Genomic DNA, 24766 nt, shown 5'->3' with positions numbered 1-24766 from the left:
CTCCCACTCAAATTGGTGACACGGCATCCTATTTCTATTCGTTGCATTATTCGTAACGCAATGCTTCAATTGGATCAAGCTTGGCTGCTTTGTTTGCCGGATAGATTCCAAAGAAGATCCCGATTGCACTAGAGAAGCCAAATGCGATCAGAATACTATCCCAGGATGTAACAGGAGGCATGCCTGCAAATGAGATAATAATCGAAGCTAACCCAAGTCCAAGACCTACCCCTACACCGCCACCAATTAAGCAGACAATAATGGATTCGATCAAAAATTGGGTCAGGATATCCCGTTTTTTGGCACCTAGGGCTTTTCGAATCCCGATTTCGCGTGTGCGCTCCGTTACGGAGACGAGCATGATGTTCATTACCCCGATACCGCCCACTAAAAGAGAAATTCCGGCGATAACCGAGAAGACCATTGTAAGCATGTCAAGCATCTTCGTGATCTCTTTTAGCTCATCGGCGCTGTTTTTTACCGTGTAATGATCGGTATGCTTATGTACACGATTTAGATATTGCTTGGTAAAGTCCATCGCGGCTTGAATCGTAGCATTTGATTTGGCTTGAATGTGGAACATGCTTACCGTTGCTTTTTCATTGTGATTGAGATAAGTTCGTGCCGGCATGTACACCAGATCCTGCATGCCACCGCCCATTAAGCCCTGCATATCATTTTTTAGAATCCCAATGACCACAAAGGAGGCATCTGACATGTAAATCCGATTTCCTACAGCATTTCCCTGAGGAAACAATTTATCTGCTAAGCCCTTGTCTAATACCACAACATCTCGCTGTTCTTTATCGTCATCTCTGGTGTAGAAACGACCCTTCTCAATCTTATAGCTCGAATTTACCTCTAAAAAGTTACCCGTTGTCCCATATACTTGAGCACTGATATCCTTTTTCTTATCCTTGATGGTTCCGCTACCGTAGATTTGAGCCATGACATTTTGAACGTAAGGATTAATTCTTTCCAGGGTAACGGCATCATCAATGGTCAAATCATCATCCTTGACAGGTTCTTCGGTCTCCCAGCTTACTATCGCGGTAAACTTTGCATCGGCTACATTTCCGAACTGACTTGTCATCATTTCTTTTCCGCCCTTACCCATTGTCATAATGGCAATGACGGAAGCGATGCCGATAATAATTCCTAGCATGGTTAAAATGGAACGCAATTTATTGGACCAAATACCATCTATAGCAATGCGAAAGCTTTCGATGAGGTTCATGTAGCGAACACCTCGTTTTCATCTGCGACAGCAAAGAGTCGTTCTTTTACTTTTTCATCCTTCATAATGACACCATCTTTAAAGACAACAATACGTTCTGCGTGCTGAGCGGTATCCAATTCATGCGTGACCAGAATAATGGTAACTCCCTGTGCGTGCAATTCTTGGAAAATGGCCATAACCTCTCTAGTAGAACGGCTGTCTAGGTTTCCCGTTGGTTCATCCGCTAGCAAAATCGCCGGGCGATTCACGAGAGAACGGGCGATGGCTACACGTTGCTTTTGACCACCGGACATCATAGGCGGCTTGTGTTCCATACGCTCTTTTAGACCTACGCTAATGAGCGCTTCTTCTGCACGTTTTTTGCGTTCGCTTGCCGAGATGCCTGCATAGAGCATAGGCAATTCTACATTGCGAATCGCAGAAATACGTGGCAATAGATTAAATGCCTGAAAGACGAACCCAATTTTTTGGTTTCGAAGATCAGCTTGTTGATTTTCGTTTAAGGTAGTGACCTCTACTCCGTCCAGTACATAAGAACCGGAAGAGGGGCGATCCAAGCAACCCAGCATGTTCATAAAGGTGGATTTACCAGAACCAGAGGGCCCCATGATTGCGACGAATTCCCCTTTATTAACGGTAAAATTAACTCCTTTTAGGATGGGTAGCTCAGAATCACCGTTCATAAAGGTCTTACGAATATCAGTAACGGTTAGCATCTGTTTCCCTCCTTTTATACTGCTCCAGGTACGCCTGCTTCCATTGCCATTACAGGCATGCCTTCCATCAAATCAGCGGAAGGGCTGCTAATGACACTGTCTCCTTCATTTAGACCGCTTGTGATTTCTACATTCAAGTCACTTTCTGTACCGGTTTGTACGGGACGTTTTTTCGCCAGACCATTTTCTACGACCCAGACAAAGGAACCGCTTGGATCATTCACAACCGCTTGGAAAGGGACAACAAGAATGTTGTTTTTATTGGTGATCATAATATCCACATCGACATTAAAGCCAGGTTTTAGCACAGAGACAGCCTGATCCAATTCCAATGTGACATTTACTTTTGTTTTTCCTGTCGTTTCCCCTTTTTGAATCTTTGTAGCCAGCGGTGAAATACGGGTTACCGTAGCTGCTGCTTTTTCTTTGCCCATAGAAGTGCCGCTTACAAGTGCTTTTTGTCCCATTTGAAGCTCTTTTACATCTGATTCGTTAATATCTGCTACTACTTGTAATTTTGTCAAATCACCCATCGTAATGATTTCTGTACCCTTCGTCACGGCTTGACCATTCTTAGCATCCACCTTTAAAACGGTACCGGAGAAAGGAGCCACCACGGTGGATTGAGAGCTTTGCTTCGCTAGCTCCGCTTTTTTTACCTGTAGCTGGTTAATCTGTGCTTGAACGGAAGCAATATCTGTGCTTTTTGGACCTTTTTTATTGAGGGCTAATTCGCTCTGGGACATTTTAAGAGATGATTGCGCTTGGGATAATGAGTCCTTAGCCTTGTCCAAATCAGTGGCAGGAGAAGCACCAGCCTCTACCAATTGTTTGGTACGGTTGTATTCCTTCTCGGCAGAGTCAACCTTTTCTTTCTCTTGACGAACGCGTTCTTCCTGTTGGGCAATCGTTTCAGGTTCTTTGCCTGATTTAACACGATTTAGTTCAGCATGCTGCGAAGCGATTTGCGCATCAATGGATGCCATTTCGCTTGATAGATCGGTAACATCTATACGAGCAATGACTTGATTTGCTGTAACCTTGTCCCCTTCTTGTACGTTAAATTGCAGCAAGGTCCCATTATTTGGGGAGAAAAGCGTAACCTCTTGCTTTGCTTTAACCATTCCTGATGCCATTACTTTGTTTTCAATGCTTCCTTTTACAACAGGAATGACGGAAACAGGAAGGCCTGTTGCGTCGACAGCGGTCAATTTCAAATAACCATAGGCGCCGGCGACTAGTACTCCAGCTGCAATAACACCCCACCAACGTTTCTTCATAATAGCCTCCTTACAAATATCTTTATAAAGGATTTACGTATAAATCTTGCAATAGTTCTATAGATTTTACTCATTTTTTCAAAAATCATCACCTCTCTACACCATTCATTTTTACCATCATTTACTTGAACAACTTGTATTCTAGGCTAAAGGGAAAATGTTTACTATTTAATTAGGTGACACTAATATTACAAATTTGTAAGTTGAGGATTGTTTTGCGCTTCCATCTTGTTTTTACATACATCTCATTTGTGCCTGTGTAGTTGAAAATGGACTGGTTTTTTATATAGTAGGAGGCTTGTTTTTCCGGAACATTCGAAATTATAGGTCGTTAGGATGGGAGCGATTCGAGGAAATGCTAAAACGAAACAGCTGTCAGAAGGCCTGCTCTTTCGCTCATGTTATTTAGTAATAACGTTCTGCTGTCAACATCTGTATCAAAGGAACATAAAAAAGCGTAATTTGACATTATTATATTGAGGCTTATCCGTTTTACATAACGTTGTAATATTGACCATCCCATGCAACGTTTTAGAGCTAGTTTTCCCAAGATGAATTGTTTCGCTATGCGTAAGTTAAGCGAAAAGTGGAGCAGTTGCCGCGGCACGCTACTCCACTTACGTTCCGCTTTTGATAAGAAACTTGCTTAGAACTTGGAGTCTAGCTCCCCTATCAGTAAACCAGTCAGCAAGCGTGCTATCTGTCCTTTCGCTGCTTCAAACAAGTAGCAGCATCTTGCATAGCCTTGTCCGATAAAGATACAGTCTGCCTTAATTACTGATCGTTTCGGCGACCAGCGAGGCGTATGCTTTTGCTCCTTCAGGTTGTAAATGAATTCCATCTTTAGTTAGCCAGCCCGATTGGTTCGCACTATAGGAATACCAATCGATTACCTTAACATTGGAACGCTCCTCACCTGCCCTGCTCAGCTCTTGGTTCACCTTATCCTGCCAATTCCGCGGAACTCGTGTATTAATAAGAATAATCTGTCGTTCTGCACCAAGGGTATCGAGTAGGTTAGTTAGCGTATCCGATGTAAAGGGACCATTCGTACCAAGCTCAACGATGACACACTTCCCAAGCCGGTTTTCAGATTCAAGCTGTTGTACAATAGCTAGTGCATCTTTCATTTGCCGGCTGACCTTCGCATCGATGATAATACCTGGTACAAGCTTCTCTAGTTCTGGAGCAACACCGAGCAAGACCGAATCCCCAATAGCAGTTACCCCATCGGATAGTAAAGACGGTGTCTGGACATCCTGCGACTGTATCAGCAATTCATGTAGCTCTGGTTCTTCCTTCGGTTCCTCCTTAAGCTTGTCGGTAGTTTCGCCTTGGATCATTTCTTGTTTCACTTCTTTGGATGAAGCTCCCGTAGTCTCGCTCTCACGCTGGGCACAAGAGACGCATAAGAGAACAATCATGCCAATTGACAGTAATACAGATAATCTTCGACGTCGAATGAAGGCGGTCTGGTTTACCCTTTTCCGTAGTTCGATCTTACTTCGTTTCCAGCCTTCGATTAAAGTAGATGACTCTATAAAAGGTGACTCTACGAATTTATAAGACAGCGCTGCTAGCCATATCATCACCACGAGTAAAACAAGCTGAAGGAAAAAGCCGGCTTTCATATTAGGATTTGCAGGAGCTGTTAAAACGATAATCGGATAATGCAATAGGTAAATGCCATATGATCGCTGACCGACCCACCTAAGAGGTTTCCATGCAAGCAGTTTGCTCACAGTAGTGAACGGGCTTACAGCAGCGGCAATGACCAATGCCGCCGCGACTGAAAGGACAACCATGCCTCCCCTATACAGCCACTCGTCATATTCTCCGGTAAAGACAATCATGTAAGCGACAATAGCTCCACCCATAGCACCTACAACATCGAGGGCAACGGTACCCTTACGTGACAAGGGTGTGGCAAGAATACGACTTGGCCATGCAAGCGCGAGTGCAGCCCCGATCAAAAATCCGAATGCTCGTGTATCCGTACCATAATACACCCTGCTCGGGTCCGTATTAGGATCGTATAGCAGTACCATCGTACCAAAAGATACTGCTGCACCGATCAACAAATACAGCGCAAGTTTTCCACACGTAGGGTTTGTGAATCTTATGATGCCAAACAGTAACAATGGTAGCAATAGATAGAATTGCTCCTCGACTGCCAGTGACCAGAGATGACCTAAAGGAGAAGCTGGACCAAAGCTCTCGAAGTATGACACATCGTGATAAATAAAGTACCAGTTACTCATGTACATGATCGCAGCCCAAATATCTCCCTGAATCGAGACAAATCGACTGCTATCCGATATAAATAGAATTACGGAAACAACAAGTAGCATAAGTAGCAGAGCTGGAAGTAGTCTGCGTGCGCGACGGAACCAGAATCGTTTCAGATCGATCCGCCCTTTGCTCCGATACTCTTCCACCAATAAATCCATGATGAGGTAACCGGACAGAACGAAGAACACATTAACTCCCAGTAGTCCTCCTGAGGCTCCTCTCCACCCAAAATGATATGCCACAACGACAAGGACAGCTAGTGCCCGTATCCCGTCCAATCCCGGCATATATCGTCGTTTGCCATCCTCTATATTTACATGCGATTTATTTAATCGATACGTTGCTTCCACTGAAACTTGACCTCCCTCTAATTATTTGTAACACACCATAACTTGGAGTATGCATTCAGTGTAGTACGGGATTATATGATAAGTGAGATGGACTTGTAATCAAGTTGTAAAATGTTGAGATGTAAGGTCGATACCGCACAAAAAAAGACCAGCCACAACTAGCGGCCAGTCTTAGGATTATCGATAAGAGGTCGATCCTGAATAATAATTGAGTATTGCCATGATATCTTTGGTAAAGCCAATCACTTTCATTGTTCTTTGATTGATCATCACGTTATATTTCCACGTTTTGTTCGTCTTGCTCTTATAATAAACTTCCGTCTTGGTGCCAAACCGCACAGCATCCTGGTCCAATGTCAGATCGGACGCCAGCTCAGAATCTCCTTTTTCCTGAATAAACTGATCAGCAAGTTCAAACAGATTACGACCGGGAGATGTGTCACCAAAGAAGTTCGCTCCGTTTACTTTCAAGATTTTAAGAACATCTCCGTCTCTGGCATTCAAGATGATATCGTAAATATCATTGGGACCGGTTGAAACCGTTAGCGTCATATAGTACAGGCCACTGGGAATTTTGTTTAGCTCCTTTTCGACATGTTCACTTACTTCCTGATTTAGTCCCTTGAATACTTTTTCGACTAGATCCTTCAGCTTGTTCTGGTCAATCACCGATAGCTCAAATTGGACATCATCTACAGTAAGCTTCTCATTAAAATATTTGTTGACGGCATTTACGCTGAGCATCCTCACGGCATCTTGCGAAAGCGTACCTTCATATTTCACCTCGTTGCTCTTGTGCTCGCTATTTATTTTTTTAACCATGACAGTGTCCTTCTCGATAGCATTGTAAAATCCAGTGCAACCTGTCGTCATTAATAAAAACGCCATGCTTACAATAGAAAATAGATATTTTTTCATTGTTGCACCCCAGTCTTTTGACCCGTTCCATTAAAAATAACCTGAATTGTCGTACCTTGATTGACCTCGCTAATCACTTTGATACTTGCTTTATGAATGTGTGCAATACTGTGACATATGGAGAGACCTAAGCCCGCTCCATTATTGCTTCTCGTTCTTGCTATATCCGTCATGAAAAACGGTTCAAATATTTTATCCTGATGCTCTTTGGCAATCCCTATGCCCTGATCAATTATTTCGAGGATGCAATGGTTATCGCTCCAGTAGGTACGAAGTGTAATGCTCTGCTGTTTGGCGGAAGCTTTAAGCGCATTATCTACAAGATTGAAAATTAAGCTTTTCATTACATCCTTATCCATAAGCAGAGACCCTTCTTCGCAATCAATAACGATGCTAATCTGCTTTTCTCTCGCTTTCATTTTCAGCACAGGTTCCATTTCGGCAATTGTGGCCTTAAGATCATGTTCCTCCATTTGAAAATGGTGCTCCTCTAGGAAAACCAAATCCATCAGCTTTAACGAAAAGGATTCTAGCCGCTTTCCTTCTGAATAAATGACATCCAGAGCATCTAAAAATATATCTTCTTTGTATTTAGTTGTTCTCAGAAAATTGGCGAATCCGATAATCGAGGTCAATGGTGTTTTTAATTCGTGAGTAAAGTTATTGATAAACCTTTGCTTCTGTTGGTTGTGTAGCTCCAAGTCATTGATTTTATCCTCGACCACCGAAGCCATTTCGTTAAAATTTTTGGCCAGCACGCCGATTTCATCCTTTGTTGTTATCTGAACGCGTTCTGAAAAATCCCCCTGTGCAATAACCCGAGCCGTTCGATTTAGACGATCAATCGGCTTCGTCAGGCCTTTGCTCACAACATACATAATAAGCATATAAAGAATGCAGGCGGCCACATCCACTTTAACGAAAAAGCTGTATTGATCTACGCGCTCCTGATACACCGGCGTAAGATCCTTCATGTAAGTGAATACGTAACTTTTATGATTAATGTACGTTATATTCGTTGCAAACAATATCGTACGTTCATCAATATCTCGTAAAATATATCTGATTTCATCCGTACCTAGCTTGTCCAGCTCCTTACGCTCAAATGGCATCTTGAAATCGGTATTGCTGAAAATCGCCTGATTGCTATCATTTAGAATCTGCAAATAGGTTCGTTGCTCGCTGTTCTTCTCGACAAATTCGTTAGCAATATTCGTTAATACTGTTTTTTCGTAATCGACGGAATCATAGATACGAAGGATTGGAAGGATTGCATTTACGCTAGAATGAATGCTGATGTACTGGCTTAATGCGCTATTAATTTCCTGTTCTAGCATCTTCATGTGATTCCGCTCGATGACCATTATCGAAAAAATATGAAAGATGAGAACGAATGCAAGAATGGAAAACAAGTATATTTTCTGCCAAAACTTCATCCATCAATCCTCCAGCCGGTACCCAATTTTATAAATCGTCTTGATTTGGTCATGTAGCTGGAGTTTTTTGCGTAGCGATTTGATGTGCATATCGACCGTTCTTGTTTCACCATAGAAATCGCAGCCCCATACTTTGTCAAGGAACTGCTCTCTGGATAGTGCTATGTTCTTGTTTTTCAGCAATACGACCAGCAAATCGTATTCCTTTGGAGTCAGCTCTACCGGTTGGCCCTGGATAGTCGCCTCTCGTTTGTCCAGAGCCACTTCAATGTTTTGAAACTTGATGATAGAGTCTTCTTTGCCATATCTACGTAGCACTGTTTCGATTCGAGCCAAGAGTTCAATTGCTTCAAAGGGCTTAACAATGTAATCATCCGCCCCTAGTTTAAGTCCGTTGACTTTATCGTATACAGAGTTTTTCGCGCTCAGGAAAATCACTGGTATGTGGTAGGATTTCATTTTTTCCATCAGCGAAAAGCCGTCCAGCTTCGGAATCATAACGTCCAACAGGATAAGATCAAACTTCTCTCGCTTCACCGCCTCCAGTGCCGAAAGACCGTCATGTACCTCGGTCGTTAAAAAGTTCACGAGCGTAAGATTCATTTTAATAATTTTGGCTATATGAATATCGTCCTCGACAATCAGTATCTTCTTTTGCATCTTCGTAATCACCTAACATTTCATGAATGGTTTATATGTTTTGTTACTGATATTACATGATAAAAGAATATTTTTATAGAGACAATATATATCTTTGTGAAACATGCAACAAGTGAAATAGGAATTGGATTGTTTCTAGAACGGCTCATTCCCCCTATCAAAAGCTGCAAAAGAGGTAATCTATCACTGCTCATGTAATTTATATAAATTCGACAATTTACAACTTCATTACAAGTCCATCTTATTTATCATATATTCGCAGACTACACTGATTGCATCCCCAGACGCAAATAACAATGTGAACATCAACGAAAAATGGATGAGATTATTGGAGGAGCAACATGTCATGGATTTTGGAAAAAAAGCAAAAGAATCATAAAAAGAAAACATGGAGGTTCGTGCTGATCAGCTTCAGAGTTTTGCTTTTGAGCATCATCATTTTTTTCGGCTATCAGCTCATTGGCACCTACTATGTACTTGACAGTCTGGACAAACCAAAGGATACCATTCTAATCGAGGAGCAGGAGAATGACGCGCTGAAGCCTGTCATATGGGAAGGCACCGAGCGCGTCAGCATTCTGCTTATGGGCGGCGACAATCGGGGGGTGAAGAAGAACGTTCAAGCGCGTTCCGATTCCATGCTGGTAGTAACGATTGACCCCACCACGAAAAAAGCACATCTTATGTCTGTTCTTCGGGATACTTATGTCGAAATCGAAGGTCATGGCAAAGGAAGAATCAACACCGCACTCGCACTAGGGGGACCTAACCTTGCCATGAAAACGATAGGCGACTTGCTCGGTCTTGATATTCAATATTATGTATATACCGATTTCGAAGGATTCAAATCACTCATCGATGGAATTGGCGGCATTGATTTTTATGTCGAGAAAAACATGGACTACACCGACAAAACCGACGGTAACCAATACGACATCCATCTGCGAAAAGGGCAACAAATGCTGGATGGAGATAAAGCGCTGCAATACGTGCGTTTCCGCCATGACGCAATGAGCGATTTCACCCGGACCGAGCGACAACGTAACCTGTTGCTTGCCATCGCTGAAAAGCTGAAATCCGACTGGAACCTATTGCGGATGAGGCAAATTTTGGAAAGTGTAGCACCTTACATCCAGACAAATCTGAATATCCCCGATATGCTGAAGCTGGCAAAGCTCGGTGTGGAAAGCCACATAGCCGGCTTAGCACAAGTACCGCCGATGGAATTAATTGACGGCACGTCAGTGAAAGGGGCCTCTGTCCTGAGTGTGCGAGATAATAAGAAGCTTCGTGAATTCGTGCAGGAATTAGTGGTTCAGGATAGGTAAAATAAAAAAATGACTTGAGTCCTGCTTAAGGAAACTCGGGTCATTTTTCTTTTGCGTTGTATGTCGTGCTGGCTTGAGGAACCATTTGTATAGCCATGCTGAATAGACCAGATTTCGTGAGATGCAGGATATTAGGAAAATACAGCCAGATTTGATGTTTGCTTTTTCTCTTGAATATTCTGTATGCTTTAGATCTAAAAAGTTGTCAATAAACAGAGATTTACACTAAAGGAGACAGACACAACATGAAGATGATAGGGAAAAAAGGGATGTTTTGCGGCGTATTAGCTACAGCACTGCTCGTATCAGGCATGACTTACGCTGCTCCAGCCATCAAAGTGATGGTCGATGGGAAAGAAGTGAAAACGGACGCGCAAGCTCAAATCATTAATGGTCGGGTACTCGTACCTGCACGGGGTTTGGCAGAATCTCTCGGAGGAGAGGTGCAATGGGATCAAAAAAACAAGATCGTGAACGTAAAAAGCAAATCCTCTAGCCAAAATGGAGCAATAACTGGCAAGGATGCATATGTGATTGAGGATCAAAAGGTTCTGATCAGTCTCCCTTCTGAATGGAAGGATAAGATCAAAGTAGAAAAAAAAGCAAATGAAGTTATTTTTCAATATGTACCGAAAAATAAGGCAGTAAAACCTGAATTTTTCTTCAGAGTGCTCATCATTACTAAAACCGTATGGGATAAAGATGAGTATGCAGATACAGGACTCTTTACGATGTTAGGAATGCAGGACGGAAAGGTATATGCATTGCAAACACCGAGTGAAGCACCTTATTTGGAGAAACCAGAAAGCCCGGAATTTAAAGAAAGCGTGGACATGCTAAATCAGCTTAAGCAATCCATTCAGTTTATGTTCATAAGGTAAGTAAATAATAAAGAAAAAATCCTTGAAGCTTCTCTTCAAGGATTTTTTGTCAGGATATAATAGAGATAGAACTAATATCTTTCCAAAATCAAAGCGGTTTTCAATGAGTCTTTTGGCAAAAACCATCCCTTTTCTTCTAGGTAAGCCTTTAGCCTCTTTTGTTCCTCTGAAGCTTCTCTGCTGTTGGTAGTTTTAAAGGAAGCTTCTACAATATAATCCAAATTGCCTCCAGATTTAAACCATTAGAATTCCTATGGCATTTCGTACCTCCTGAAGAACCTTTTGTGCAGACAGCCGAGCTTTCTCGGCACCCTGTTGCAGGGTATCGATTATTTGTTCTTCTGTAAGTTGCTGTTTGCGGGTACGGAATGGCTCCACAATTTGTTCGATTTCTTCAGCTAGTCGCTGTTTACAAGCTACACACCCGATTGATGCCATGGAGCATTGCTCTCTAAGCTGCTGTTGACCCTGCTCATCCGTAAAATACGTGTGCAGATGATAAACATTACAGCCTTGTACACTCGGATGACCTGGTTGTTGCAGATAGAGACGAGTTGGATCAGAGTATGCCTTTTTTACTTTCTGAGCGATCTGTCTTTGCTCATCCTGTAAACTAATATACGTATCTACTCCGTCTGATTTACTCATTTTACCCTGACCATGTAGTGCAGGAATACGAACAGCATTCTCTGCCAACGGTTGCGGGTATGCAAAAACCTCACCATACCTATTATTAAAACGCCTAGCAATTTGCCGTGCCATCTCCAAATGCACTAATTGATCTTCACCAACAGGAACTACTTCACCTTTATGCAGCAGGATATCTGCTGTCATCAGCACAGGGTATCCCACTAAACCATAATTAACATTATCAGGATGCTTCTTCGCCTTTTCTTTAAAGGTTGGACATCTCATCAGCTCACCTAAAGGCATGACCATTCCTAGATATAAGGATAATTCCGCAGCCTCGGCTGACAGAGAAGATTGTGTATAAAACGTACAATGCTCAGGATTCAGTCCTGCAGCCAAATAACTGGCGGCAGCTTCTAGAGCATTTTTAGACATATGCTCGCGGCTAGGATGTGTGGTCAATGTATGCAAATCTGCTATAAAAAAATTAGCATCGTATGTGTTTACAAGCTTCTCAATGCCTTTCATTGCTCCATAATAGTTACCCAAATGTAATTCACCAGTAGAACGGATACCTGATACCAGTTTTTGATTTTTCATAGATAATCAGCCTCTTTCGTTTTGAGAGCGGAGATCGTGGGGTATGAAAGGCATTGATCTCCCTCTGTTTATTTATCTCATTCAGTTGATAAAGCCACCACCAACCATCTTCCATTCTCATCACGCTCCTTGTCCTGATTACCTCTATTTTGTTTACAAGAAATACAAAAAGGGCTTCCCATCCTTATCTTTATAAAATAAGGACGAGAAACCCGTGGTGCCACCTTTATTCGCTGTCTACACAGCGCGCTCAATGTATCGGAGCAAGTGCTAGCTCTGCATGCCTTTGCTCGAATACCTGTCTCTTCTATCGGTGAGACGCTCCGCCAGAGCCTACCTGTGTGTTACCATGTTCTGTTCACACTATCGGTCTGGACGCTCAAAAGTCCATTCTGCAAGCTTCCCGCACTGATTTTCACCAACCATCAGCTCTCTTAAGCATTCTTGCCTGCATACTCCTCTTCATCATTGCGCTTGTTATCATTATTAGATGTATAGCATTCCTGTAAACTTATCAATCAGTATACGTAACCTCACACTAGCTGTCAATCTCTACACGTGCCACCCCGTTTAAATTATGGACCATCTCATAAATGTCAGTAATGTAAATATGATCGTACACGACTAGACGTAAATCCATCTGTACCCTTTGCTTATCAACATCCTTTAACCAGACATTCTTAATCTTCATATCTTCTTCTTTGAATTTCTGGATGATCCCTGTCATATGGGAATGCTCATCTAAGAACAGGCGAATTTTTAATTCTTTTCCTTGTAATTTTCGAACCCCAATCATATTTACTAAATAAGGAAGCAACTGTACAGAGAACAAAATCATCGCAGCTCCTAACGCTGCCTCATAATAAAAGCCCGAGCCAACCGCAATTCCAATCCCTGCACTAGACCAAATAATTGCAGCTGTGGTTAGACCAGAAATAACATCATTATTTCGGCGCAAAATGACCCCTGCACCCAAAAAGCCGATTCCACTAACGATCTGTGCAGCCAAACGCATGGGATCTGTTCGATTGTTCATAGACGTTTCCGCATAAAATTGGGCAGATTCAATCGAAACAATCGTCAGTAAGCAGCTACTAACCGATATGATTACGCTAGTTTTTAATCCTAGTGGCTTCTGTTTTAATTCACGCTCAATTCCAATTACGATTCCAAGGAAAGCAGAAAGCATCAACTTTGCTAAAATAATTAATTCCATGTTATTCCACCTCTAACCTGGTTTGTCTGACGACTTTTATTACCTGTAGCTTATTATAAATCCTGATGAGCTATTCTTAAACCAACTGATACGTAGAGGATGATTAACGGAGCACAGCCTTGTTAGCAAATCGGCTCTGCAAGTGTTGGCATTGGGAAATATCCATTTTCTATTGCATACCTCACCATCGCCTGGAAATATGGTTTCGTCGGTGTTGGGCATGTAATCTGGAGCTTTTGTAATAGGGCTGTTGTTTTAGGGCATGCAAATCGAACATTCGAATCACGTGCGCCATCTCCCTCCAGTTGCGTAATAGCTAGCTCCATCCCTTCCCGATTTTTTTTCGTTCCATCAAATAGCCATTGCTCATATTCTTGTTGGGAAACCAGACTCAGCTGATAGCCAAAAGACTGAAAATGCTCCAATAGCTCCACATACGGAATCTGTTCTGGATTAACAATATGGAAAACGGCTCCGACTGCTTCCTCTTGTAATGCAAGGCTAGCAATCGCCTTTCCTGCAAAATCAATAGGGGTGAAGTCTACTAGCCAATCAGCATGTGGGGCAACTCCCAGCAAAAACATCGCCCGACACATCCGATACATCGCATTTGTTTCCATGTTTCGTTGAAATGCACCAGATAACGAATGGCTACTCAAATTACCAGCACGATAGATTGTCACCGGTATACCTTCCTGTTCAAAACCTCTCATCACAAGCTTCTCTGACTCCCATTTGCTATTGATATAATGATTGTCTAGCACAATGGAATAGTCCACTTGGTCTGCATTGCGCAATGCGTGCCATTTTCCTGCATAAGACAGTTCTTCAGGAATACCGATCGTGGAAACATAGTGAAAATGAATACCCTGTTTTTCCCTGGCCAGATCAAGTAACGTCTCCGTGCTTTGTACATTTACTCGATAGAAATGCTGAGAGTCACCAAAGTGAGCTACATCCGCTCCGCAGTGCATGATAGCATCAATGTTTTGAACAAGCTCATGCCAATCCTCTTTGCCTAATCCCAAGCGCACTTCCTGCAAATCACCTATCATCACCCTCACACGTGAATGAAGCTGTCTACTCAGCTTATCTCCAAAGTAAAAGGAATAATTTTGATATAAACGTTCTGTAGTACTCTGAACATCTTCCCCACGTACCAAGCAATAAATCGTGCCCGATGCTGTTTGCAGCAATTCATTTAACAAATGAGAACCAAGATAGCCTGTCGCCCCCGTTAGTAAAAATGTATGCTGACCGCGTCTTAGAACCTTTTTGATCGTTTGTAAACGCTCTGGATATTCAGCAAGGACTTCTTCTGTTTGTAGATTACTCTCAATCAGCCCAGAATCAGTGCGTTCTGTGTTCTGCTCTTCCTGACTCAGCTCTTCAATTCGATGCGCTAATGCTTGTACAGTTGGATGTGTGAAGAAGTCATTAATTTTTAGCAGTGGATATTTTGGCTTTATTTCAACTAATATCTCTATAATTTTAAGAGAATGTCCTCCTATTTCAAAAAAATTATCATTTGCACCTACGCGCTCTACTCCTAATCCTATTTCCCATACTCGGGCAATTTCCTGCTCAACCTCCGTTTTGGGTGCGATATACGTTTGTGTTCTTGTCACCGGTTTTAGCTCAATAGTAGCTAGCTTTTTTCGATCAATTTTACCGGTTGGTGCAATAGGCATAGACGATAGATAACCAAATTGCACTGGAATCATGTAAGGAGGCAGCTTCTGTGAGCAAAAAGCTTGTAAAAGCGCCGGATCAATCTCCTGCTGTGTATTTGTTGTGTAAAAAGCGACCAATGTATTCTGATTATCATGATCCTTTTTCACAATAACTGTTACGCTTTGTATCTCAGGATACGTAGCTAATCGCTCCTCAATCTCTCCTATTTCAATTCGATGCCCACGAATTTTGACCTGAAAATCTTTACGTTCTAAATACTCTACCTCTCCATCTTCTAGCAAGCGTCCCAGGTCACCTGTTTTATAAAAGATTTTTCCTGATCCTGGTGTGAAGGGGTCTGAAATAAAGGCTTCCTTCGTTTTTTCAGGCATGTGCAGATAGCCGTGTGAGATTCCTACACTGCTAATCAGAATTTCTCCTGGAACACCAATCGGGCACAGTTGATACGATTCATTAACCAGATATATTTCATAGTTTGCAAGAGGCTTTCCAATCGGGATGCTGGTCGTATCAGCTTTCACTGGTTTAGTCACAGCATGATACGTAGACGTCACGGTGCATTCAGTCGGCCCGTACAAATTGTAAATGATTGTATCACTCGAAAATTTAGCCTGGAAGGAACGAACAACCTCGCCCGCTAGAAGCTCTCCGCCTACTCCTATGCTTTTTACTGTGGCGAAGCAGTCTGCTTCTGTGCTTGGCAACGTTTTAACTAATTGGTTAAAGAAGGCAGCAGGAATGCCGGGAATGCACGTAACTCCTACACGCTTGACTGCTCTTGCAAACGAAATCGAATCCATTCTTTCTTCTTTCGTTAAAAAATGTAAGGTAACGCCGTTTAATAAGCCTCCAAATAACTCATGAACGGATGCATCAAAGCTAAACGTGATGAATTGTGTGAAGATATCCTGCTCTGTTACGTTCATCATTTTTCTAACAGCAACCCCGTAATTCACTACCCCCTGATGGTGCAAAATAACTCCCTTGGGCGTTCCTGTGGACCCCGAGGTAAAAATGACATAGGCTGGATGCAACGGCGTAATAGCCGGTTTTATCGCTGTATCAGAATATATTTCAATGTCTTCCATCCATAAGACCTGTGCTTTCGGAATAGCTTGTACCACTAAATCTCGATAGGCAAGACTAGAAAGAACTACATGAGAATTCGTTTCCTGAATAATATGGGCATTACGTTCTTGCGGATGATGCGGGTCTAATGGAACATAAGCTGCGCCCGCTTTTAATATCCCAAGTACGGCTATGGTGGCTTCGATACTTCGCTCCATAAATAAAGAAACATATTGCCCTGGCTTAATCCCATGCTGTTGTAGCATTGTAGCTACCCGATTAGATGCCGTATCTGCTTGTTTATACGTATACCTAGTCTCATCAGTCTGTAAGGCAAGCCTCTCACCATGCGCTTCTACTACCTCTTGAAAGACATCCAGAATCGTCTTTTCTGCTGGAAATGCTTCTGTCGTCTGATTCATGGATTGATACAGTTTCTGTTCCATTTCAGATAGCATGGGATAAGCAGTAAAGCTTGTCTGCGGATGCAGCACAGCTTGTTCTGCTAAACATTCCATTTGTTCCATAAATCGATCAATTGTCTGTTGACGGAAGCTGTTGGAATCATAATACATTTCCCAGCTAGCTTTTGCTTTGTTTACGATGATCCCAGCATGTAGGGGAGCAGCTGTATGTGCTTCAATTTGCATGAGTGAGTCTTGTTGCAGACAAAACGTGCTTGGGAATTGATCGAACGAATAAGAAGCATCAGCATCTTCTGTTCCATGCTTCCAAGCTTGTTCAACCTGATCTAGTACATCATTATAGTTCATTCCTTGTTGAACATTTATAGCTACTGGTGCCCATTTCTCCTGACTAAGAGTACCCAACGTAATCTGCTGGGTTCCGCTGACTCTGTGCAGCCACATGATGTACAAAGCCAATAGATGAATTTCCTGTCCCTTTTCCCATAACTTTGTCATATATGGAGTCAAATCATACGAGCTTCTTGTAGTCACAGTATCTGTGAACTGACCGAAGCGATTATTGTCTAGTGGGAACGTTATAGGTTCGTATCTTGGTGTATTGTGCATGATAAACTCCTGCCTCCTAATAAAATGTATATGAAAAGGTGAAAAAAGAAGAGAGACCAGCATCTGATCTCTCCTCTTTTGTACTCCATATTAGCATTCTGCTGACGACCCAACACTCTCTTAGAAATGAAAACCTACTTGTGTTCTTCTAATTTAAGTTGGGATAGCGCGCTATCTAACTCCTGCGCTATTTTACTTAATCCGTCAACAGAAACTAAAATTTCTTGGTAAGAAGCTAACTGATTATCTGACTTGACCTGGATGTTTTCTGCTGATTTTGTGTTTTTACGTGCATTCTCCGATACTTGTTTTACCACAGAGGTAACCTCTTCTGTTTCAGCTGCCATTTGTTGCGTGGAAGCAGATACCTCTTGCATACGGTCGGATACCTCTGTACTCGCCTGAACCATATGGCGGAATATCTCACCTGTTTCTTGCACGATTTTCACACCATCCAACACGTGCGCAGAACCTTGGCGAATAGAGATTACTGCTGTATTTGTACGTTCCTGAATCTCTTTGATGAGCTGGCTGATTTCTTCTGCCGATTGCTTAGATTGTTCCGCTAGTTTTCGTACCTCATCTGCAACAACTGAGAAGCCTCGACCGTGTTCACCTGCTCGTTGGGCTTCAATAGCTGCATTTAAAGCAAGTAAATTCGTCTGGTTTGCAATTTCGGAAATCATTTTGACAATCTCACCAATTTTACCTGACTGAGATTGTAGAACATCAATAATATTTTCAGATTCCTCTACAGAGTGCTGAATGAGCTGCATTTGATCTGCCACTTTAGTGACAGAGTATTGACCGGACTCTGCCTGATCTTTCATGTTCAAAGATGTGTGATGAACCTCTGTTGAATTATTGGCGATGCTTTCAACACTAATCACCATCTCATCCAACGATTTCACACATTCTGTTGTAGCTATATTTTGCAGATTGGTGTGCTGGAACATTTCTTGGATGTTATCTGTAATGGTTGTAGCATGCTGATTATTTTCTTCCATAATCGTATGTAATTGCTGTGAGTTTTTCACTAGCTGATTCGAGGATTCGCGGATCGTCATCATAATCGTACGCATATTTTCTGCCATTTGATTAAATTTGTTATTTACCTGACCCAGCTCGTCCTTTCCTTCGCGCAAACGAACATCTAAATTTCCTCTGCTCATTTCATTAATACCACGCATAAGCTCTTGAATGGGTTTAAAGGTACGATTCACAATCAAATATTGGAAAACTACATTGATAAGTAGCAAAAAGAACAGCAATATGGAAGAGTTCAGCAATAGCGCGTCCTGCCCATTGGTCACCATACTAGCATCAACATCCATACCAAAATAAGCAACAACGTTTCCACTGTTGTCCATGATTGGATGAAGAGCCGAGATCCAAGTACCTAACTCATCATCATAAATAGAAGTTATCGTATCTTGTTTGGCAGTGACAAGATTCTGAACTCCCTTCACAATGACGTCTGGCTGAGGGAGCATATCTCCCAATTTAATTCCTTCTGATTTCATAAACTCGTGAATTGGAGTTGGCTGAGCAATAATAGAAGTCTGATTTCCCTCTTTCAATTCCACTCCAAAAACATACGCCTGTTTAATCTGAGGATGCTCTTTACTGATCTGGTCAAGCCCCTCTGTCAGTTTCTTCTGGATGGAAGCATTCAAATCAGGATTTCTAACAGCCTCATCTATGTCTTCCGCAGAAACATGTACAGATTGTGACTGTAACAAGGCTCGCGTATCTTTTTCTAGCATTTCAATAAGGACTTGCCCTTGAATGACGAAACTTGCTAGGATTAATACAGCACCGATCAACATAGTATTAAGAACTGTGAACAATAAATTCCTAGTAGATATTTTCATGTTGGAAAACAACTCTTTCCCCTCTCTTTCTTTTCCCTGCTTCTAGAAATATGTAAAATAGGGCGCTATCCCTAGTATCGGTATGAAATCACAAAAGCTTTAATTTCTATATGTTAAAAAAATCAAGTCTTTTTTCACTTACATGTACCATTTTTGCCATTGCATAAAAAATTCACTGGCAGGATGTATAGGACTAACTATGGAGAAAAGAGCATAAAGGCTTATTTCATAACGATTTAGCTTGATGTAAAGCAAGCCAAATAGCACAAAGACAAAGTCAGTGCGCTTGGTTATTGAAGCTTTTCCCAAATGAAAAATTGATAACATTTCATAAAAATGACAAGATTTCACTGCACTTTTTTAGTTACAGGTTACGGTAGGTGATCCTTTTTTGGATAGGTTTAACATAAGCCTTTCGTTCCTTTAATGAATATTTTCATTTCATCAAAATATCATTTCTGCTTTCTCATCTTGTCGACTCCGGTAAGATGGAATCGTACCTGCTGGCTCCGCTGCCTTGATAGCTCTTACAACCGCTTCTGCCAGTACTTCTGCTGCTAATGCACCGATTACATCCACAGAAGCCTGTACTTCTCCTGTTCCAATCGCAAATATCGTATCCCCGTCATGCATGGTGTGAATGGGATAAATTGTGCGGGCTAGTCCATCATGTGCCATTTGAGCAACCTTATTCGCTTCTGATTTGGTTAAGGTAGCATTACAAGCTACTACGCCAATCGTGGTATTCGCTCCAGTTGGAATGAACTGAAAGCTAGCTTTTTCCATACAATCATAGATATCTAGTAACTCCTCGTTTTCCCCGCGCACACCTGCAAGTCTTTCTCCAGTTACAGGACACCGTACCTCTCCAACTGCATTCACAGCAACAATTGCTCCAATTACTAGCCCGTTACCCAGCTCACGGGACGCCGTGCCTAGCCCCCCTTTCATCGCGCGTTCAAAACCGGCCATTTTTCCAACAGTAGCTCCACAGCCCGCTCCAATATTTCCCTCAGCAAACACCTGTTCACTCGCCTGCTTTGCCGCTTCATAGCCCATGGCCATGGTAGGTCGGATCGAAGCATCCCCGATAGCAAGATCAAATAATACTGCTGCTGGTACAATCGGCACTTTTGCAACTTTCACATCAAGTCCAATTCCCTGCTCCTCTAAATAACGCATTACCCCACTAGCTGCATCCAAGCCAAACGCGCTTCCCCCAGACAAGCATATCCCATGGACTTGATCTACTTTATTGATCGGGGAAAGCAAATCAGTCTCACGGGTACCTGGAGCTGAGCCACGAACGTCGACTCCGCATACTGCACCTTCCTCCATTAGAAGTACGGTACAGCCTGTCAGTGCTTCCTCATCTTGTTGATGACCTACCTTGATCCCTTTTATATCGACAATTGAACCTATTGTAGCAGTCATAGCTTACATCTTCTCCCTTTGTATATGAAATAACTCTTAACAGACGAGTAAAAAGCCCGTTTCTTGCAGAGCTTTCGTTTCCCTAATTTTTTAGACGTTATTTTATTACTTGTAATCTTTCCTTACAAACCGAATAAAACCAGACAATCCTTGTAAAAATAAGGTAGAAATCTCTAAAGAGGATGCGAGAGTCATCAAGAAATACGTATTAGAGAGGATTGATTACGATTTCTCACTTACAAAACATTCCGCAACCAAAAACCTTTGGTCCCCTTGGAAATTTACCTTTAATCAATCCAGAGATGCCAATTCAATCCATCATGAAGCTAGCCAATGAACTTGGTCCTATCTTCCGGCTGGAATACCCTGGAGGCCGCGTTAGCATCTATATTTCCAATCATAAGTTGGTAGCAGAGGCTTGTGATGAGTCCCGTTTTGATAAAAATGTATGGCCTCCCTTGCAAAAAGTAAGAACATTTGCAGGCGATGGTCTTTTTACTAGCTCAACCGATGAGCCCAATTGGCAAAAAGCTCATAATATCCTGCTCCCAAGCTTTAGCCAAAGAGCCATGCAAGGGTATCATTCCATGATGGTAGACATTGCTGTACAGCTTATCCAGAAATGGGCGCGCCTTAACCCAGATGAAAGCATTGACGTACCCGAGGATATGACAAGGCTTACGTTGGATACCATTGGGTTGTGCGGCTTTAATTATCGGTTTAATAGCTTTTATCGAGAACAACCGCATCCCTTTATTACCAGCATGGTTCGTGCGCTGGATGAAGCAATGAGCCAGCTACAGCGCCTAGAAATTAAAGATAAATTGATGGTTATTACAAAACGTCAATTTAAACATGATATACAAGCCATGTTTACCCTTGTGGATAAAATAATAGCAGAACGTAAAGAGCACGAGGATCATGATGCAAACGATTTACTTTCCCATATGCTAAAGGGAAAAGACCCCCAAACGGGCGAAGGCTTGGATGACGAAAATATTCGCTATCAGATTATTACTTTCTTAATTGCTGGTCATGAAACCACAAGCGGTCTCTTATCCTTTGCTTTATACTTTCTATTAAAGAACCCGGATAAGCTTCAAAAGGCATATGAAGAGGTAGACCGTGTCTTAACTGGTTCTACTCCAACTTATACTGAAGTGCGAAATCTTACGTACATATCGATGATTTTGAATGAGTCTCTTCGTCTGTGGCCAACAGCTCCTGCCTTCTCTCTTTACGCGAAGGAAGACACACTGCTGGATGGAAAATATCCTTTGAAAAAAGGCGAAAGTGTCAATGTACTCATTCCTACTCTTCATCGGGATACAAGCGTCTGGGGAGATAATGTCGAGGAGTTTCGCCCTGAGCGCTTTGAAGACTCTAGTCAAATCCCCTATGATGCGTATAAACCATTTGGAAACGGGCAGCGAGCATGCATAGGACAGCAATTCGCGCTTCAAGAGGCGACCTTAGTACTTGGTATGATTTTAAAGTACTTTGACATCATTGACCATAATCATTATCAGCTAAAAATTAAAGAAACACTAACTTTAAAACCTGAAGGCTTTACCATGCGTGTCCGTTTACGCACGAATGAACTCTCCTTTCAAATTACCGGACAAGAGAAGGAACGCGAAAAAACACAAGCGCAGCCAAAGGCCTCTACCATCGTTGACGCACATAATACACCCTTGCTAGTGCTATATGGTTCCAATCTTGGCACTGCAGAGGGGATTGCAAGAGAACTTGCAGAGGATGCACGTTTCCAAGGGTTCAAGAGCGAGGTTGCTCCTTTAAATGATTATTTAGGTAAGCTACCCAAAGAAGGAGCCGTATTTATTATTACCTCCTCTTATAACGGAAAACCACCGAGTAATGCCAAAGACTTTGTACAATGGCTAAAAGAAGCAGAGCCTGGAGAATTTACAGGGGTCAACTATACTGTATTCGGATGTGGCGACCATAATTGGGCCAGCACATACCAGCAGGTTCCTCACCTGATTGATAAGCAGCTCGGAGCAAAAGGTGCGACACGTCTAATGAAGCAGGGAGAGGGTGACGCTAGCGGAGATTTTGAGAAACAACTTGAGGATTGGCGTCATCAATTGTGGCCTGGTGTAATGAACGCTTTAGGGCTCAAGATCAACGAAAATCGGGAGCGAGAGCGCAGCACGCTTTCTGTCCAATATGTTAATGGAATTGCGGGAGTTCCACTCGCTGAGTCCTATGATGCTCTTCGTTCGTACGTTACAGAGAATAGAGAGCTTCAGGGAGAAACTAGCGAACGTAGCACTCGTCATATCGAGATAGCTATTCCAGCAGGAGTCCATTACCACGAGGGGGATCATTTAGGTGTTCTGCCCAAAAACTGTCCTCAGCTAGTGGAACGTATTGTACATCGGTTTGGTTTGAATGGTAACGATTATCTAATTCTTAGTGGCAGTGGACGCAGTGCAGCGCATCTTCCGCTGGATCGTCCGGTAAGTGTATATGATCTGCTAAGTCATAGCGTAGAATTACAGGAAGCAGCAACCCGTGCTCAACTACGTGAACTTGCTTCTTATACAACCTGCCCACCTCATAAACGGGAATTGGAAGCCTTACTTGAAGAGGATACCTACAAAACCAATATAATGAATAAACGCATATCCATGTTTAATCTTATGGAACAGTATCCCGCCTGTGAATTACCTTTCGAACGCTTTTTAGAGCTTCTTCCACCTTTAAAAGCTCGTTACTATTCCATTTCCAGCTCCCCTCATCTCTTGCCAGATCGCGCTAGTATAACAGTGAGCGTAGTCCGCGGCCCAGCCTGGAGTGGACATGGGGAGTATCGAGGTGTTGCCTCAAATTATCTAGCCGATCTAAAGCCAAATGATCCTGTTGTTATATTTGTACGCACACCAGAATCTCACTTCACGCTACCTACAAATACAGAAACACCTCTTATCATGATCGGACCTGGTACCGGGGTTGCACCATTCCGGGGATTTCTTCAGGCACGAAAGCACTATCAGCAACAAGGAAAACAGCTTGGTGAAGCCCATCTTTACTTTGGTGCCCGCCATCCGCAACAGGATTACTTGTATCAAGAAGAGTTTGCGCAATATGAAAAAGAAGGTATCGTGACCATTCATACCGCTTTTTCACGTGTAGAGGGCCAGCCGAAAACCTATGTTCAGCATCTCATGAAACAAAATGAACAAGAGTTGATTCGTCTTCTAGATCAGGGAGCTCGACTTTATGTATGTGGGGATGGGAGTCGAATGGCTCCTGATGTGGAAGCCACGCTGATTTCATCCTATCAAACAATTCTTTCTGTAAGCAAAGAAGAAGCCCAAGCTTGGCTCGATAAGCTTCAACGGGATGAACAATATGTAAAGGATGTTTGGACAGGTGCATGATAAGGGCTTTTAAATCCCTTCTTCCCATCAGATAAAAAGATAAACCATTAACACCCGTGAAAAGAAGCACTCAGCAAAAAGTAGCTGGGTGCTTTTCACATTGCATAGATGTTCATTTGGGACTGGGATTAACTCAACTGAGTAACACCTACTCTTTTCGACCGAACAGAGAATAAGCCCCAAAAAAGGGATAATATCTATAGACAGGACAGTGATAGTAGATCATGTAACACACAGAGCCTAGGCGAACGTCACCACTACAAGTATTTGGGTGAAACACCCCGTTAATTCGTTTAGTCAGGACAGGGCATAGCGTCATTTACTATAAAGAACATATTACTTCCAAAGTGGGGGGGTAAAAACATGAAAAGAAAAAGTAAGAAGCCAATTATTCAACAAGTATATTACGACGGGTATGTGAATCCATACGATGATCCGTATTTCCAATTTGACCCATTCGTACCACGGCATCCTGACCACCGTGAGAGATGTATCAGAGAATGGCGAAGATGCGAAAGACGCTGCCACCACATGTTCGGACACGATAATGTCCGATGCAACAGAAGATGTCATCGAGAATTTCGAGATTGTTTACATTTCCATCACAGAAGATAACTTATCCAAGTTTTATTGTCTACCAATATGAAGAAGAGGGCGGTCGTCAAGTAATTCCCGCCCTCTTTTCATCGTAAAATAGCGTGTAAGCG

General features: G+C 42.4%; 15 protein-coding genes and 1 other annotated feature. Of the genes, 3 read left to right on the top strand and 12 right to left on the bottom strand.

The window, feature by feature from the left end; all coding sequences use genetic code 11:
- Positions 1-46: 46 nt before the first annotated feature.
- The 7 genes from GOP56_RS01655 to GOP56_RS01625 form a co-directional block, all read right to left on the bottom strand.
- Positions 47-1237 (bottom strand): ABC transporter permease, encoded by a 1191-nt coding sequence (locus GOP56_RS01655; RefSeq protein ID WP_163244322.1) that lies wholly within the window; start codon positions 1235-1237, stop codon positions 47-49.
- Positions 1234-1956, bottom strand: a complete 723-nt coding sequence (locus GOP56_RS01650) for an ABC transporter ATP-binding protein (RefSeq protein WP_022586554.1) — start codon at positions 1954-1956, stop codon at positions 1234-1236. Before GOP56_RS01650 ends, GOP56_RS01655 begins: the two co-directional genes overlap by 4 nt.
- A gap of 14 nt (positions 1957-1970) precedes the next feature.
- Positions 1971-3236, bottom strand: a complete 1266-nt coding sequence (locus GOP56_RS01645) for an efflux RND transporter periplasmic adaptor subunit (protein ID WP_163244321.1) — start codon at positions 3234-3236, stop codon at positions 1971-1973.
- A gap of 770 nt (positions 3237-4006) precedes the next feature.
- The gene (locus GOP56_RS01640) at positions 4007-5878 is read right to left on the bottom strand and encodes an acyltransferase family protein (protein ID WP_163244320.1); all 1872 of its coding nucleotides are present in this window, start codon (positions 5876-5878) and stop codon (positions 4007-4009) included.
- Positions 5879-6055: 177 nt separating this feature from the next.
- Positions 6056-6796, bottom strand: coding sequence for a P-loop NTPase family protein (locus GOP56_RS01635; protein WP_163244319.1), 741 nt, complete (start codon positions 6794-6796; stop codon positions 6056-6058).
- Entirely contained in the window at positions 6793-8232 is a 1440-nt protein-coding gene (locus GOP56_RS01630) for a sensor histidine kinase (protein WP_068794257.1), read from the bottom strand. The genes GOP56_RS01635 and GOP56_RS01630 overlap by 4 nt, the downstream gene beginning before the upstream one ends.
- 3 nt (positions 8233-8235) lie before the next feature.
- Positions 8236-8892, bottom strand: coding sequence for a response regulator transcription factor (locus tag GOP56_RS01625; protein ID WP_003337857.1), 657 nt, complete (start codon positions 8890-8892; stop codon positions 8236-8238).
- Positions 8893-9233: 341 nt separating this feature from the next.
- Here GOP56_RS01625 and GOP56_RS01620 point away from each other — a divergent pair, with 341 nt between their 5' ends.
- Both GOP56_RS01620 and GOP56_RS01615 read left to right on the top strand, forming a co-directional pair.
- A complete protein-coding gene (locus GOP56_RS01620; RefSeq protein WP_163244318.1) occupies positions 9234-10220 on the top strand; it encodes an LCP family protein in 987 nt (328 codons plus the stop codon).
- 245 nt (positions 10221-10465) lie between these two features.
- Positions 10466-11101 (top strand): stalk domain-containing protein, encoded by a 636-nt coding sequence (locus GOP56_RS01615; RefSeq protein ID WP_163244317.1) that lies wholly within the window; start codon positions 10466-10468, stop codon positions 11099-11101.
- Positions 11102-11335: 234 nt separating this feature from the next.
- Here GOP56_RS01615 and trpS read toward each other — a convergent pair whose 3' ends face one another.
- The 5 genes from trpS to GOP56_RS01590 form a co-directional block, all read right to left on the bottom strand.
- A complete protein-coding gene (gene trpS / locus GOP56_RS01610) occupies positions 11336-12331 on the bottom strand; it encodes a tryptophan--tRNA ligase (protein WP_163244316.1) in 996 nt (331 codons plus the stop codon).
- A 196-nt stretch (positions 12332-12527) separates the two neighbouring features.
- Positions 12528-12809, bottom strand: a binding site (T-box leader).
- Positions 12810-12869: 60 nt separating this feature from the next.
- Positions 12870-13547 carry an MgtC/SapB family protein gene (locus GOP56_RS01605; RefSeq protein ID WP_003343884.1) on the bottom strand — a complete coding sequence of 226 codons (678 nt, stop codon included), beginning with the start codon at positions 13545-13547 and terminating at the stop codon, positions 12870-12872.
- Between the two features lie 122 nt (positions 13548-13669).
- Positions 13670-17344: a non-ribosomal peptide synthetase family protein gene (locus GOP56_RS01600; RefSeq protein WP_254068557.1), complete on the bottom strand. Its 3675-nt coding sequence runs from the start codon at positions 17342-17344 to the stop codon at positions 13670-13672.
- A gap of 134 nt (positions 17345-17478) precedes the next feature.
- Positions 17479-19218, bottom strand: a complete 1740-nt coding sequence (locus GOP56_RS01595; RefSeq protein ID WP_254068555.1) for a methyl-accepting chemotaxis protein — start codon at positions 19216-19218, stop codon at positions 17479-17481.
- A 444-nt stretch (positions 19219-19662) separates the two neighbouring features.
- A complete protein-coding gene (locus tag GOP56_RS01590; RefSeq protein WP_163244313.1) occupies positions 19663-20652 on the bottom strand; it encodes a P1 family peptidase in 990 nt (329 codons plus the stop codon).
- A gap of 218 nt (positions 20653-20870) precedes the next feature.
- Between GOP56_RS01590 and GOP56_RS01585 the strand changes: the two genes are divergently transcribed.
- Positions 20871-24059 carry a bifunctional cytochrome P450/NADPH--P450 reductase gene (locus GOP56_RS01585; RefSeq protein ID WP_163244312.1) on the top strand — a complete coding sequence of 1063 codons (3189 nt, stop codon included), beginning with the start codon at positions 20871-20873 and terminating at the stop codon, positions 24057-24059.
- Positions 24060-24766: the final 707 nt, after the last annotated feature.

It is taken from the genome of Brevibacillus sp. 7WMA2 (assembly GCF_010748895.1).
In the GTDB taxonomy this organism is placed as follows: Bacteria; Bacillota; Bacilli; order Brevibacillales; family Brevibacillaceae; genus Brevibacillus_B; species Brevibacillus_B halotolerans.
Note: the sequence above shows the minus strand (reverse complement) of the source record. Positions and strands in the feature narration are given on the sequence as shown.